Raw genomic sequence first — 14,462 nt, 5'->3', positions numbered from 1 at the left:
AACATTCGTTCTTCCTAATAGCAAAAGGTGAGGAATTAACGCTTGTTCTTTAAGTAACGTTTACGGCGTTCTTCTTTACGTTTAGCTTTCTCTTCTGCTTTACGTGTAGCTTCGATTTCCACTTGAACGAGCTCTTCAGTAATCATTTCAGGTAATTCAAGAGTGACTTGACCTAAAGTACCGTTTCGCAATTCGTGAAGTAGAATCTCGGAAGCTTTGTGAAGGTTAACACGACCACCAGATTGTAAAGCACCGCGTTTACGACCAATTAGCTCCATAAGTTCTAAATCAGATTCAGGAAGTTCTTCGTCGATCTGATAACGTTCTTTCAGACGTTCTGGATACTGAGCCGCCATATACTCCACGGTGTAGAACGCCACTTCATCGTATTCAATAGCGGTATCTTTTACTGCGCCAGTAGCCGCCAATCTAAAACCACTATGGGGGTTTTCGACTTTTGGCCATAAAATCCCCGGAGTATCAGAAAGCACGATACCGTTTTGCAAGTTAATTCGTTGTTGACGACGAGTAACGGCAGGTTGGTTGCCTGTCACTGCGATGGTTCTGCCGGCAAGGGTGTTGATGATAGTAGACTTACCAACATTTGGGATTCCCATGATCATCGTGCGAATGTTTTTACCAATCTCTTCACGGTGTGGCGCGAGTTTTCGACAAAGTTCAAGAATTTTATGCACTTCTTGAGAATTAGATGTGGTGATGGCCATTGCCTTAACACCTTGCTCTTTCTCTAGGTGCTCGATCCAAAGTTCCGTCTTTTCTGGATCCGCCAAATCACGTTTGTTCAACACCTTGACGACAGGTTTGTCGCCACGGAGTTGAGAAATCATAGGGTTTTCACTACTAAATGGAATACGTGCGTCAAGCACTTCAATAATGACATCTATTTGTGGGATGACTTCTTCGATTTCTTTGCGAGCCTTGTGCATGTGGCCTGGAAACCATTGGATAGACATGAGTGAAAACCTATATTTTGAAATTTGTGCACATTGTAGGAGGTTCAACGAGATAGTAAAGCCCTGCATACAAGTGGCGAGCGAAGTTTTTGTCGCAAAATACTTGAATAATAGGTGGAGCAAGCGCTTATATCGACTACTCTTTTTGGCCGAACTCGGTACGCAGCCATTGTCTTAGCGTAATAACACTTTCGTATTTCAAACTCTTTGGAGAACACGCAAAGTAGAACGCTTGATAAGGGTTTGGGATGGGGGAACCAAGTTCAACTAGCAGTCCTTGTTCCACTTCATCTTTGATAAACAAACGGTGAGTGACAAGTATGCCTAAGCCTCTGATGGTGGCATGTATAGCTTGTACAGAAGCATTAAAAATCAGGTGATTATGGTATCTAGGGAGTGTTAAAGCGTTGGCATTACACCATGTATCCCAATCATATTTCCGTCTATCGTTAGTAACCAAAATGCTAGGATAATCCCCTAGCACTGCGTCGAGTGATATAGCTGCGTGTTTATCGAGTAGGTTAGGGCTACACACTAACACCAATTCATCGTCACCCAGTTTTTCACAATAATAATCTTGCCATTCGTCTGTTTTACCGTGAATCAAGGCGATATCGACGCCTTCTTTCTCAAGGTTAAAACTGCCAATTAAGTTTGAAATACGGATATCCAGATTTGGAGCAAAATGTTGGAGATTGGTTACTCTCGGGATCCACCAGTGAAGAGCCAATGAGTTAACCATGTTTACAGTAAGCCTATTTGTCACGGTTTTGTTAAGCAATGCTTCATTAGCTTCAACAATTTTCTCTAGAGCAGGCGCAACTTTTTTATAGTAAAGGCGGCCTTGTTGATTTAACTCTATGCGCCGTCCAATTCGAAGAAACAGCTTAGTATCGAGTTGTTCTTCTAATGATTTAATTGACTGACTTACAGCTGAGTGACTTACAAATAGCTTTTGTGCCGCTTCGGACATGCTTCCTGTTTCGGCTACGGCTACGAATGTATAGATGGATTTGAGTGCAAGGTATTTTTTCATTTATCACTCTATGTAAGTAAAACTTACATAATCATTAATAATTACTCAGTATTTTTCAGTGATCGCGATCACTATAATTTAGCCCAAAAGACACATTTCGCGAGCACGATACATGATTAAAATTTCACTAACCCATACTCCTGTTTTCTATATGTTATCGTCGACACTTAGCTTATCTGTAACTGGGTTATTAACTAAATTCTTGTCTGAAAGCCTTGATGTGACCACATTGGCGTTCTTACGATTTGCGCTTCCTGCTTTGTTCATATTTTCGATACTGATTTTCACTAAGATAAGAACGCCTAATTTGGCCATGGCCAAGTTGCTCGTCGTAAGAGCATTGTGTATTGGAGCCTGTCAACTGTGCTTTATTTATGCATTGAACAAACTCTCACTGGTGGAAAGTGCTGTGCTATTTGGAACAGGGCCTGTTTTTATCGCAGTTTTGGAAAAGATACTCTTCAATATTAAGCTCCATTGGTCGACTATCGTAGCGTTGTTTATGACGTTTATAGGAGTGGTAACGTTGGCCAATGATGGTAGTGGGTTTGTTGTTAAACCCGAACTTTTAGTTGGTCTTCTGGCGGGTTTCTTTAATGCTGGCTCTCAACTCAGCCTATATAAAGCGTCAAAAACGGAAATGTCAGGTTTAGAAACTAATGCTTGGACATTTGGTATTGCGAGTTTAATTCTACTAACGATTGTGACGTTTTCTCACTGGACTTCTCCTGTGAGTATTTTCAGCGACAATGCAGTAAATACAGGGGTTCTTTTGGCTTTGGCGATTATGGCACTATTGATTATCAATACGCAGGTTTCGCGACACAAAGCCTATTCAACTGCTGATAGCAATTCTCAATTAGCACCTTTAATCTATAGCAATCTGGCTTTCACAGCGTTATGGCAATTCCTTGTGTTTGATGTTGATTTCAGTCACACACAGTTACTTGGTTTAATGCTCATTGTAATGACCAGTGTTCTAACAACGGTATTTCCGCCTCAAAAGGTCATTATTTCTCATAAAGAAAAGTCTTCCGTCGCAGGTTAGCTAAATTGAATTGCAGATTGAAAATAGATTTAATGGAAAGTATAACTATTTGAAATATAGTAAATAAATATATGGCATGAGTTTTGTAGACATCTGATTGATCATTCATAAGCAGGGAACAGCAGATGAAAAAACAGATGTTACCACAAGGCACAAAACGACTGGTGGCTTCCTTAGCCCTGAGCGGACTATTGTTTAGTACGTCTAGCAACGCCGCGCCGTTTGATACGTGCCCAAGCAAAGCCTATCTTTTCCAATCTAATCCAGTTCAAGTTTATGGTGTCAACCTTGTTACGGGCTCGACTAGTCTATTGCAAAGCGATACTGGTATGAATGTGAACATTAACGGTGTCGGTTTCGATTTTGACAACCGTTATATCTATGGATATGACACTAGCAATAAGCGAATCGTTCGTTTAGGGAGCGACTTCCAAGCGGAAGTCGTGAATACATCGGGTTTACCGACTGACCACACCTTTTATGTCGGTGATGTCTACGAAAGTGTTTATTACCTTTATAGAACAGGAAAAGGATTGTTTACTATCGATCTTTCACCGCTCGCGAGTGATAGTAGTGCGGTTTTACCGGTTAATCGAGTGACGACGCGTGCGGTAGTAAGTCTCACTGACTTCGCCTTCCATCCAAGCGACGGCAAGCTCTATGGCGTAGATAACGGCTCGGGTGCTTTATATTCGTTTAACGCTAGCACAGGTCAGGAAACTTATATTGGTGATACTGGCGAAACGGGTACGTTTGGTGCTGGGTACTTCGATGTAGATGGCTACTATTATGTGTCGAGAAATCAAGATGGTCAGATCTATCGCATTGACCTTTCACCGGGTAATGCCGCAAACATTGCTGCGGGCATAGTTCCGGCTGTCAAATTTGCCGATGGTCCAAATTCGAACCAAAACGATGGCGCTCGATGTGCGAACGCACCAGTGATAGATGAGGACTCTAACATTGATTTTGGAGATGCTCCGGAAAGTTACTCAACAAAACTTGCTGACAATGGCCCACGACATGAGCTCGACGGTAGTACATGGTTGGGAAGTGGGGAACCAGATGGTGAACAAGATGGACGTTACAACAATTTAGCGGATGATGAAGTAGGCACTGATGATGAAAACGGTGTGGGATTTGTCACTGCGGTCGAACCAGGGCTCGATAGTATTGTTAGGGTTAATGCTTCCACCTCTGGGTATCTGTCTGCATGGATAGATTGGAACCAAGATGGTGACTTTGCGGATGCGGGGGAGCAGATTTTTACCGACGAATCGCTATCTGCGGGAAACAACGATCTAGTTTTTACAGCTGATATTGATGCAACAGTGGGTACAACTTGGAGTCGTTTCCGCTTTAGTCAACAAACAGGGTTAAATTATTTTGGTGGTTCAACGAGTGGTGAAGTTGAGGATCATGCTCTTACGGTTACTGGAGATGGCATCACCGTTCGCTATTATCCCAATGCTACCGGTTACGCCACTGTTGCGTTTGAGGATAACTGGCCTTATACCGCCGACTATGACATGAACGATGTCGTTGTGCGTTACCGTGTCACGGAAATTCTCAAAAACGACCAAGTAGTTAAATCTAAGATTGATGGTTACTTAGGGGCAGTGGGTGCATCTTACCATAATGGCTTTGCTATCCGACTCAAAGGTGTCAATCGTGACGATATTGATAGCGCTACCACTCGTCAAATCCAAAACGGCGAGACATTGGCTTCAAGTGGATTAGAACTGATTTCTAATGAAGCGATTATTATCATCACTAACGATACGTCGACATTTAAAGTAGACGGTTGCGATTTCCATAGGACTTTGTCTTCATGTGCTGAGCAAGAGGATGTACAACTCAACTTTACGGTTCACGTTAACTACAATAGCGGCACTACTACTGGGTTAATGGCTATGCCGTACGACCCTTTCATTTTCGCTACAGACAATACGTATCATGGAGATGGGTTTACTGTACCAGGGCGTAAATGGGAAGTGCACCTACCTAACTACGAACCAACTGAGCAATTTGATGCAGATATGTTCGCTGGTTTAGGCGTCGATGTAAGCAACTCAAATACTGGCGTGTACTTTAAGACAGCAGAGAATCTGCCTTGGGCGCTATTAATAAATGACGAGTGGGAGTGGCCACTAGAGTATATCGATTTGGTGGTTGCGTATCCTCAATTTGCTACTTACGCAGAGTCATCTGGAGAGAATGCTCAAAACTGGTTTGAATCGCAATATGCTACGCCCGGCAAATGTTACGTTCCTTAGGAGATGATTATGAATACCAAATATATAACCTTACTAATTGCCTTCGGAACACTCACTGCTTGTGGAGGCGGTGGCGGTGGTGGCGGCGACTCTTCAGGTGGGGGCTCTACGGGGAATACCACCGAGGCCGCTCCTGAGCCGGTTCCAGCTCCGGTTACAGTGTCAGTATCAAGAACAATGGGTGATCTGTCTATACCGGATACGTTGGATTATAAGCCAATCGAAGACTACTCATTGGACATTGACGCAAGTAACGACGTAACTGGTAGAGCGTTTGCCTCGGTTTATACAGAGTATGAGGACGACGGCTCTGGTGTACTCACTCCAGTGTACGACAGTAAAATCGCCTCTACGTCACTGAACAATGGGAGTGCTCAAATCGATTTCTCAGCTGCAGAACACGTTGATGCGTTCTTAGTTGAAATCTGGACGTATGATGGTAACCCACCGGCTCAGAAACTCGTGTCAGCGAGTAGTAACAACCTCGCTTGGTGAGAAAAAGAGGAAAATACGAATTGCCCCGTTTTACGGGGCTTTTTAATGGCTTGCTACTCAACAACACAGTACAATGCGGGGAAATATTCGATTCAAATCACATTATGAGCCAAGAATACAACGACGAACACTATGACGACGATGCCATTGAGATTGAAGCTATTGGTATCGAAGTTTCAAGCCATCCAATCGAGCTATACAAACTATTTAAGGTAGCAAACCTTGTTGGAGGCGGCGGTGAAGCTAAGCACTTTATAGCGGAAGGCTATGTAGCGGTGAATGGCGAGCTAGAAACGCGAAAACGACGCAAAATGTATGATGGTGACTTCTTTGAGTTTAACCAAGAATATTATGTCGTTGTATGTGACAAACCGCCTGTTGAACCTGAGGAAAGAAAACAACTGCAACCTAAACAGCCAGAGGTAGCAGCGCCTTCGTCAAAACAAAAAAAGCAGAACAAGCAGCAAAAAAAGACGAGAGAGCAATCGGCTAAACAGAAAAAGAAATCTACTGAGCCGAATAAAGCGCGCTCTAAATCAAAAGACCCTAATAGCGGACGTGGCGGTATCGATTTTTTCTAAGACGATTTACGTTATGCGAGCAATCGATATTCGCTGTCGTTAAAGTGCCACAGTTTCCGCTGATAATAGAGGCTTAATAGCAATAGAGGAGATAACAATGAAATTTGAGGTAGATACGCATACTCATACTTATGCAAGTGGGCATGCCTACAGCACCATTATTGAAAATGCTAAAGCGGCAAAAGAACATGGATTAAAAGTCCTGTGTACTACAGATCATGCTGATTCAATGCCTGGTGCCCCTCACTTTTGGTTTTTCTCCAACCAACGTGTTATCCCAAGGTTTCTATCTGACGTTGCTATTATTCGCGGTGTAGAGGCAAATATTCTTAATGTGAATGGGGACATTGATGTACATCCTACGTCATACAAAGCACTTGATTGGATTATTGGCAGCTTTCATGAGCCTGTGTTTAGACCTTCTACTAAGGAGGACCACACTCGAGCGCTCATCAATACAATTGAAAGTGGCAATGTGGATGCGCTTGGACATTTGGGAAATCCGAACTTTGACTTTGATTTTCAAAGCGTAGCGGACTGTGCGGCAGCCAATCATGTCGCAATAGAGATCAATAACTCAACGCTGAGAGGGCACAGCCGAGTCGGAAGTGTGGACCGCTGCTATGACATCGCTCGAGCAGTAAAGCGCGCGGGTGGGTACATCACTACAGGCAGTGACTCACATTTTTGCGATACCATTGGTTTATTCGAACTGACCAGTGAATTGCTGACTACGGTTGAAATGCCGACGGATAAGATTATTACTTACAACGCTCGTCAATTCTTGGATTTCCTAGAGCTGAGAGGACGCGCACCGATAGAAGAGTTTGCCGAATTCTAAGATTTGCGTAAATAACGTTTAGAAACAATTTCATTAACGTTGTAGTAACGAGATTTAGTAAACTCGGTATTCAGACCTCAGGAAACTGGGGTCTAATTGATCTTCAAAAGGAATAATAATGATAAAAATAACTACGGCTAGCCTGCTTACATCAGTTCTTTTATTTTCTACTAGTACTCTAGCAGAGGAGGTGGACCTCAAGAAGAACATGCAAGCCATGAAATTAGCATTTAAACAAGCAGCAGAAGCTCAGTCCATTGACGAAATGCGCAAACCAGTACTTGATTTGGAAAATCTAATTGCCGACTCAAAGCAAGGTGATTATCCACCAGAGAAAACAGAATTGTATTTGGAAGGTTTCAAAAAGCTGTCAGGCGCGGTAAGTGAAGTCAATGCGGAACTGGATCAGGGTGACCTTGAAGCGGCCAAGCAATCATTACGTGAAGTGGACAGCTTGAGATTGGAGTACCATGACAAGCGTAATCCAAGTATTTGGAAGCGTCTGTTTGGTTAACTGATATCGAATTCGGACATTAAAAAGGAGCACTCTTTGAGTGCTCCTTTTGATTTAGGTTAAATAGGTAGCGCTATGCCTGTGCAAACTTAAAGGTTCGGTAGCCCCCAATTAAGTTCTTGGCTTTATAGCCATTATTCACTAATTGACGATATGCAACGTTACCGCGTAACCCCACTTGGCAGTAAATAATGATCTCTTTATCTTTAGGAAGCTCATCCATACGTTGGCGCAGCTGATCTACGGGTATATTAATTGCGCCGTCAATGAAACCAACGTTTTCTAACTCACCTGGATTACGTACATCCAACAACAACTGGTTGTCGCTCAAATTATCTATTTCATCGAAATGTATCGGTGTTGCATCACCTTTTAAAATATTATTGGCAACGAAGGCTGCTTGGTTGATGACATCTTTGGCGCTGCCATAAGGGGGAGCGTAAGTTAGTTCAAGATGTTGTAGCTGCTCTACGGTCATTCCTGCACGTTGAGCCACAGCTAAAACATCGATACGTTTATCAATGCCGTCTTTTCCTGCTGCTTGCGCACCAAGAATTTTGCCAGTTTCGGGGCTAAACAATAGCTTTAACGAGACTATTTCCGAACCAGGGTAATAACCGGCATGACTAGCGGTATGTACGTATACTTTCTCGTACGCGATATTATCACGTTTAAGCAACTTTTCGTTTTTACCCACGGACGCTACAGCAAGATCGAAGATCTTAACAATCGCAGTACCTTGTGTGCCTTGATAACTCTCTTTACGGCCTAACATGTTGTCAGCAGCCATCCGACCTTGACGATTAGCAGGCCCAGCTAACGGAACGAAGCTAGGTTTTCCTGTGATGAAATCAGGATCTTCAACAGCATCGCCTACTGCATAAATATACGGGTCGCTGGTTTGTAGGTGTTCGTTGACCGAGATACCACCAAACGCGCCAAGTTCGAGGTCTGCGTTTTGGGCTAGGGTATTTTCCGGTCTGACACCAATAGACAAGATAAGCATATCAGTATTTAACGCATCGCCATTGTTTAATGTTAAACGTAACTTGCCTTGTAAATGTTGATGTTCGTTTGTCTCTCCAGCATTTTGATCGGCAATATGTTCATTCGGAATATACTCAACAGATTCAAGTGCTGCACTCAATCTGAGATCAATGCCTCTTTGTTTAATCTCTGCATGTGCAAAACCTGCCATTTCTTTATCAACGGGCGTCATCACCTGATCGGCCATTTCTATTAAGGTGGTACTGATTCCTAGCTGGTGGAAAGCTTCCATCATTTCTAATCCGATAAAGCCACCGCCAACGACTGTTGCATGCTCAGGCTTATTCATTTGAATCGTCTTTATGATTCGATCCATATCGGGGATATTGCGAAGGGTATGAGTCAATGGGTTATCAATGCCTGGTATGGTCGGTACAAATGGAGCCGCGCCAGGACTTAGTAATAGAAAGTCATAACTTTCAGAATATTCACTACCATCAACGAGGTTGCGAACAGTAACAAATTTGTTCTGTTTATCGATGGAAATGACTTCGTTCATAACACGAACGTCAACATTAAAACGAGCGAGGAAACTCTCTGGAGTTTGAAGTAATAACTTTGAACGGTCGGTGATATCTCCACCTATGTGATAGGGAAGACCACAATTTGCAAATGAAACGAAAGGTCCGCGCTCAAACATGATAATTTCGGCTTCTTCACTCAAACGTCGAGCTCTTGCTGCTGCAGATGCGCCACCTGCAACTCCGCCTACGATTAAAATCTTAGTCATACTTTACCTCTGTCAGTGTCGTTTAGGTGCGATGTTCTAAACGTGCATTCAATGTTCATTTGTCGTTACTATATCAATAAGATTAGAAAAGTCTAATGTAAAATTATCTAAATATTAAAAAGCTAATTAAGTATTGACTAAAGTAATAAATTGGATAGATAATGCGCGCTATGCAAAATGATCAAATCGTGGAGACTGCCGTTGTGGACTTAATGGAAATGAAAAGCCGAGTCATCGATGTAGCGGATGTACTCAAAACATTATCACACCCTGATAGGCTATTTGTTTTATGCCAGCTTGTAGATGGCGAACAAGGTGCAGGCCAGCTTCAGTCCAACTCAAACCTAAGCCAGTCTGCTTTCTCCCAACATCTGTCAGTATTGAAGAAAGCAGGGCTAGTAGGGATAAGAAAAGAAGCTCAACATGTCTATTACTCTTTAAAAGATCAGAGAGTTGCAGGGCTTATAAGCCAATTACATAGTTTATATTGCCATTGATAGGGCTTTCTGTAGTGGGTTCAATTTGCGAAATTTTCGTTAAGTTTCGCCACTAACATTATTTTTAGATTTAACTCTTAGTGAGGTAACAATGGAGTTTTCAATTCCGTGGGCATCGTTATTAGGCGGCATGATGCTAGGGCTTTCCGCGACTATTTTACTATTGTTCAACGGCAAAGTAGCGGGTATTAGCGGCATAGTGAGCAAAATCTATAAAGGAAGAGCCGGCGATACAAGCTGGCGTGTATTGTTCGTATTGGGAATGGTTGTCGGCGGAGTAGCAACCGCAAAATGGTTTGGATTAGCCCCTGTTGCTATGGTCGTGTCAACACCATTAGTTCTTATCTCAGGTTTACTCGTGGGTATGGGTACTAAATTAGGCAATGGCTGTACAAGTGGCCATGGTATTTGCGGAATGGGTCGACTATCTGTTCGATCAGTAATGGCGACTGTAACCTTTATGGTGGTGGCCATGTTGACCACATTTGTTATGACACACGTGCTTTAGGAGTTTTGAATATGCAAAGGTTGATATCTATCGTTGCAGGTTTGCTATTTGGCGCAGGTATGATCATCTCAGGCATGAGTGACCCGAAGAATGTCATTGCTTTTCTCGACGTTACTGGCCATTGGTCACCTGATTTGGCGTTTGTAATGGGTGGAGCATTATTGGTATTTGCACCAAGCTATTGGCTAATCATCCGCAAGAGAAAGGAGCCAGTATGTGCAGATTCATTCTGCTTGTCCGACAACAAGAAAATTGATAGTCAGCTACTAAGCGGTGCCGCTCTGTTTGGGTTAGGTTGGGGGATTGCAGGTATCTGCCCGGGACCCGCAATTGCATCGATGGCAAACGGCAGTTATAGCGTATTGGGTTTTGTTGTCACTATGTTGGTTGGTATGTTCATTGGCGATAATATCTCAAGGAAAGAAAACGGAAAACAAGCAGCGTAGTGGCTTACCGTATTTATTGGATTACTCCTCAACTAAAGTGACATTACAGCGTTATGCCCACCAAGAAGATCACTCTTGAAGGTTGGGTTAAGTAATAACCAAAATACTGTAAACATCAAAATTGGAAATGTCATCTCTAGTTAATCATACAACTCTATCGATAAAGGGCAGTGATCACTCATTTGGTGCTTTAGCACGTCCTCGAGTGGCATGAGACTTTGAACAGCAGGACTTGTTCTTAACTCTGGACTGACGATGATGTGATCGATGAGAGAGCGAAATTGGTGTATTTTGTCGTTATTCTTGCGAGATTTTACTTTACACGTGGCTTTAGTTTGCTGAGAGGTTAAACGCGGCGCAGTATCTAGACCATTGGTGATTGTCTTCCATAACCAATCGCCGTTATACGCTAGGTTGTGATTGAAATCACCCAACAAAATGTATAACTCGTTTTGTTGTTCGACCTGCTTTAGCCAACTATTTATGACTTTTCCTTGTTTTTTTAAAGTATGACATGAGTTTTGATTGACGAATTTTCCCGAGCAACCGGCTTTTAAGTGCACTGACAACAGGTTTATTGTTTTGTTGTCCACGTTAAGTTTGATTGTAGAAGCAAATCTTAGTTTGCTACCTGTACTAAGAGGGAAGTCCGCTGCGTCTTTGATGGACAAACCCTTTTTCACAGCGAAGCCAGTGTATTGGTTAATCGCGGAGAATTGATGTTGTTTATTAGATGGTAGTGCACGATCCGACAAATAAATGTCGTAATCGTTGCCAACTATTTTACGGATGGCTTCCTGACTATCTACTTCTTGAAACGCTAACACGGAGGGCGAGAGGACTTCAAATTGACGTGCTAAAGCGAGAAAGTCGTCCTTGCCCCTTTGACTTGCTTCGAACTTTGATGATGGATTAAGCGTTAACCATTCAATATTCCATGTAGTAAACGTTGTTGCTGACACCAATGTAGGAAAAAGTGATATTCCAATTACTAAAGAAAATAACCACTTGTAATAACTTAATGTTCTTTTCATCGCACTTGCCATTTTAAAATTCCCTCACAGCCAATGTGCCGCAAGCGTTACTAAAATTGCAACCAAAAATGCGTTAAATTTCGTGAAAAATTTTGTTTTTCCTTCATATGAGATCTACTTCATCTAGATCGAATTCTTCTTGCTCAGTAGCCAATTTTTATTGATCTGAATCAATACTTTGGTTTGGTGCTTTTCGTTAAATACACCACAATATATTGTGTCAGAATAAAAAGTAACAACCCTATATAGTGTATTTGTGGATAACTCTGTGAGTATACTTTGGGTAAGGAGAAAGGGTGAAAACAATCGTAATCAAGAGAGACGGCTCTCGTGCTCCGTTTACAAAGGATCGTATTGAAGCTGCTGTGGTAAGTGCGGCGGAACATGCAGATAAAGAGCTCGAAATCTACGCTAAAAATGTGGCTTTAGCGGTAGAGCTCAAACTGCAGGATTGCGAACATGTAGACATTCAAGAAATTCAAACAGCGGTAGAGAATGAACTAATGCAAGGTCCATATAAAGGACTTGCTCGTTCGTACATTGAATATCGTCATGACCGTGATATTGCTCGTGAAAAGAAAAGCGCTCTGACTAAAGAGATCGAAGGTCTGATTGAAGAAAGCAACGCCGATCTTCTTAATGAGAACGCTAATAAAGATGGCAAGGTTATCCCGACGCAGCGTGATTTGTTGGCGGGTATCGTCGCTAAACACTATGCGAAGACTCGAATTCTTCCTAGGGACGTTGTGCAAGCACACGACGAAGGCGACATCCATTATCACGATCTTGATTACGCGCCTTTCTTCCCGATGTTTAACTGTATGCTCATTGATTTAAAAGGCATGTTAACGCATGGCTTTAAGATGGGTAATGCTGAGATTGATACTCCTAAATCAATTTCAACTGCTACAGCTGTAACCGCACAGATTATTGCCCAAGTGGCAAGTCATATTTATGGTGGCACAACGATTAACCGTATTGATGAAGTCTTAGCGCCTTACGTAAAAGCAAGCTATGACAAACATCTTCAAATTGCTCAAGAGTGGGACATTCACCAGCCAGAAGCATTTGCTCAAGCTCGTACGGAGAAAGAATGTTATGACGCATTCCAATCATTAGAGTACGAAGTCAACACCTTGCACACTGCCAATGGTCAAACACCATTTGTTACTTTCGGCTTTGGACTTGGTACGAGTTGGGAGTCAAAACTTATCCAACAGTCGATTCTGAAGAATCGAATCGCTGGTCTTGGCAAAAACAGCAAAACAGCAGTATTCCCTAAATTGGTGTTTGCAATCAAAGATGGCTTAAATCATAAGTCTGAAGATCCGAACTACGATGTTAAACAGCTAGCGTTAGAGTGTGCGTCTAAGCGTATGTACCCAGATATTTTAAACTACGATAAAGTGGTTGAAGTAACGGGGTCATTTAAAACGCCAATGGGTTGTCGTAGTTTCCTTGGTACATACGAAGAAAACGGTGAACTTCAACATGAAGGGCGCAATAACCTTGGTGTTGTGAGCTTGAACCTTCCTCGCATTGCTATCAAAGCCAATGGTAGTGTTGAGAAGTTTTATGAGTTATTAAACGACCGTTTAGTGCTGGCGCGTAAAGCTCTTGAAACACGTATTAGTCGTCTAGAGAAAGTTAAGGCTCGTGTTGCCCCAATCCTTTATATGGAAGGCGCATGTGGTGTACGTCTAAAAGCAGACGACTCTATCGCACCAATTTTTAAGAATGGTCGTGCTTCAATTTCTCTTGGTTACATTGGTATTCATGAGATGGTTACGGCTCTATTTGGTAATGACGTTCATATGTACGATGACAATACTATGCGCGACATGGCGCTTAATGTTATCAAGCACATGAAGCAAGTGGTAAACCAATGGGCTGAAGAAACCGGCTACGCATTTAGCTTGTACGGTACGCCAAGTGAAAACCTATGCAGTCGTTTCTGCCAAATTGATACTAAAGAATTTGGGATCATCGAAGGGGTGACAGACAAAGGCTACTACACCAATAGCTTCCACTTGGACGTGCAAAAGAAAGTTAATCCATACGACAAGATTGACTTTGAAATGCCTTACCCAGAAATCTCCTCTGGTGGTTTCATTTGTTACGGCGAATTCCCAAATATGCAGCGTAACATTGAAGCATTAGAGAATGTATGGGACTACAGTTACACGCGCGTTCCTTACTATGGTACGAATACACCAATTGACGAGTGTTATGAGTGTGGCTACATGGGAGAGTTTGACTGCACTAGCAAAGGCTTCACTTGCCCTAAATGTGGTAACCACGACTCTACTCGAGTATCTGTAACGCGTCGTGTATGCGGTTATTTAGGTAGCCCAGATGCGCGCCCATTTAACTTTGGTAAACAAGAAGAAGTTAAACGTCGCGTTAAGCACCTTTAATATCATTTACTAAGAACC

At 42.5% G+C, this 14,462-nt stretch carries 14 protein-coding genes; 10 read left to right on the top strand and 4 right to left on the bottom strand.

Annotation, left to right across the window (positions count from 1 at the left end; all coding sequences use genetic code 11):
• Positions 1-35 precede the first annotated feature (35 nt).
• Both ylqF and OH456_RS05385 read right to left on the bottom strand, forming a co-directional pair.
• Complete coding sequence (gene ylqF, locus OH456_RS05390) at positions 36-974, bottom strand: ribosome biogenesis GTPase YlqF (RefSeq protein WP_006072791.1); 939 nt, start codon at positions 972-974, stop codon at positions 36-38.
• Positions 975-1,110: 136 nt separating this feature from the next.
• Positions 1,111-2,010, bottom strand: coding sequence for a LysR substrate-binding domain-containing protein (locus OH456_RS05385; protein ID WP_270032969.1), 900 nt, complete (start codon positions 2,008-2,010; stop codon positions 1,111-1,113).
• A 112-nt stretch (positions 2,011-2,122) separates the two neighbouring features.
• Here OH456_RS05385 and OH456_RS05380 point away from each other — a divergent pair, with 112 nt between their 5' ends.
• The 6 genes from OH456_RS05380 (at position 2,123) to OH456_RS05355 (ending at position 7,765) form a co-directional block, all read left to right on the top strand.
• Positions 2,123-3,058 carry a DMT family transporter gene (locus OH456_RS05380; protein ID WP_270032968.1) on the top strand — a complete coding sequence of 312 codons (936 nt, stop codon included), beginning with the start codon at positions 2,123-2,125 and terminating at the stop codon, positions 3,056-3,058.
• Positions 3,059-3,183: 125 nt separating this feature from the next.
• The gene (locus tag OH456_RS05375) at positions 3,184-5,334 is read left to right on the top strand and encodes an LruC domain-containing protein (protein ID WP_270032967.1); all 2,151 of its coding nucleotides are present in this window, start codon (positions 3,184-3,186) and stop codon (positions 5,332-5,334) included.
• Positions 5,335-5,343: 9 nt separating this feature from the next.
• Positions 5,344-5,829, top strand: a complete 486-nt coding sequence (locus OH456_RS05370; RefSeq protein WP_006072781.1) for a hypothetical protein — start codon at positions 5,344-5,346, stop codon at positions 5,827-5,829.
• Between the two features lie 104 nt (positions 5,830-5,933).
• On the top strand, positions 5,934-6,410 hold the full coding sequence (locus tag OH456_RS05365) for an RNA-binding S4 domain-containing protein (protein ID WP_124942067.1): 477 nt from the start codon (positions 5,934-5,936) through the stop codon (positions 6,408-6,410).
• Positions 6,411-6,507: 97 nt separating this feature from the next.
• On the top strand, positions 6,508-7,251 hold the full coding sequence (locus OH456_RS05360) for a phosphatase (protein WP_124942068.1): 744 nt from the start codon (positions 6,508-6,510) through the stop codon (positions 7,249-7,251).
• Positions 7,252-7,378: 127 nt separating this feature from the next.
• On the top strand, positions 7,379-7,765 hold the full coding sequence (locus OH456_RS05355; protein WP_443088626.1) for a cytochrome b562: 387 nt from the start codon (positions 7,379-7,381) through the stop codon (positions 7,763-7,765).
• A 73-nt stretch (positions 7,766-7,838) separates the two neighbouring features.
• Here OH456_RS05355 and OH456_RS05350 read toward each other — a convergent pair whose 3' ends face one another.
• The gene (locus OH456_RS05350; RefSeq protein ID WP_006072774.1) at positions 7,839-9,542 is read right to left on the bottom strand and encodes an FAD-dependent oxidoreductase; all 1,704 of its coding nucleotides are present in this window, start codon (positions 9,540-9,542) and stop codon (positions 7,839-7,841) included.
• Between the two features lie 161 nt (positions 9,543-9,703).
• Between OH456_RS05350 and OH456_RS05345 the strand changes: the two genes are divergently transcribed.
• The 3 genes from OH456_RS05345 to OH456_RS05335 all read left to right on the top strand — a co-directional run bounded on the left by OH456_RS05345 (position 9,704) and on the right by OH456_RS05335 (position 10,993).
• On the top strand, positions 9,704-10,039 hold the full coding sequence (locus OH456_RS05345; RefSeq protein WP_006072772.1) for an ArsR/SmtB family transcription factor: 336 nt from the start codon (positions 9,704-9,706) through the stop codon (positions 10,037-10,039).
• Positions 10,040-10,130: 91 nt separating this feature from the next.
• A complete protein-coding gene (locus OH456_RS05340) occupies positions 10,131-10,547 on the top strand; it encodes a YeeE/YedE family protein (protein ID WP_088878468.1) in 417 nt (138 codons plus the stop codon).
• Between the two features lie 11 nt (positions 10,548-10,558).
• A complete protein-coding gene (locus tag OH456_RS05335) occupies positions 10,559-10,993 on the top strand; it encodes a YeeE/YedE family protein (protein ID WP_006072768.1) in 435 nt (144 codons plus the stop codon).
• A gap of 140 nt (positions 10,994-11,133) precedes the next feature.
• Here OH456_RS05335 and OH456_RS05330 read toward each other — a convergent pair whose 3' ends face one another.
• Positions 11,134-12,027, bottom strand: coding sequence for an endonuclease/exonuclease/phosphatase family protein (locus tag OH456_RS05330; RefSeq protein ID WP_270032965.1), 894 nt, complete (start codon positions 12,025-12,027; stop codon positions 11,134-11,136).
• Positions 12,028-12,323: 296 nt separating this feature from the next.
• Here OH456_RS05330 and nrdD point away from each other — a divergent pair, with 296 nt between their 5' ends.
• A complete protein-coding gene (gene nrdD, locus OH456_RS05325; protein WP_240205353.1) occupies positions 12,324-14,444 on the top strand; it encodes an anaerobic ribonucleoside-triphosphate reductase in 2,121 nt (706 codons plus the stop codon).
• Positions 14,445-14,462 lie beyond the last annotated feature (18 nt).

It is taken from the genome of Vibrio sp. La 4.2.2, from assembly GCF_027586995.1.
GTDB lineage: Bacteria > Pseudomonadota > Gammaproteobacteria > Enterobacterales > Vibrionaceae > Vibrio > Vibrio mediterranei.
Note: the sequence above shows the minus strand (reverse complement) of the source record. Positions and strands in the feature narration are given on the sequence as shown.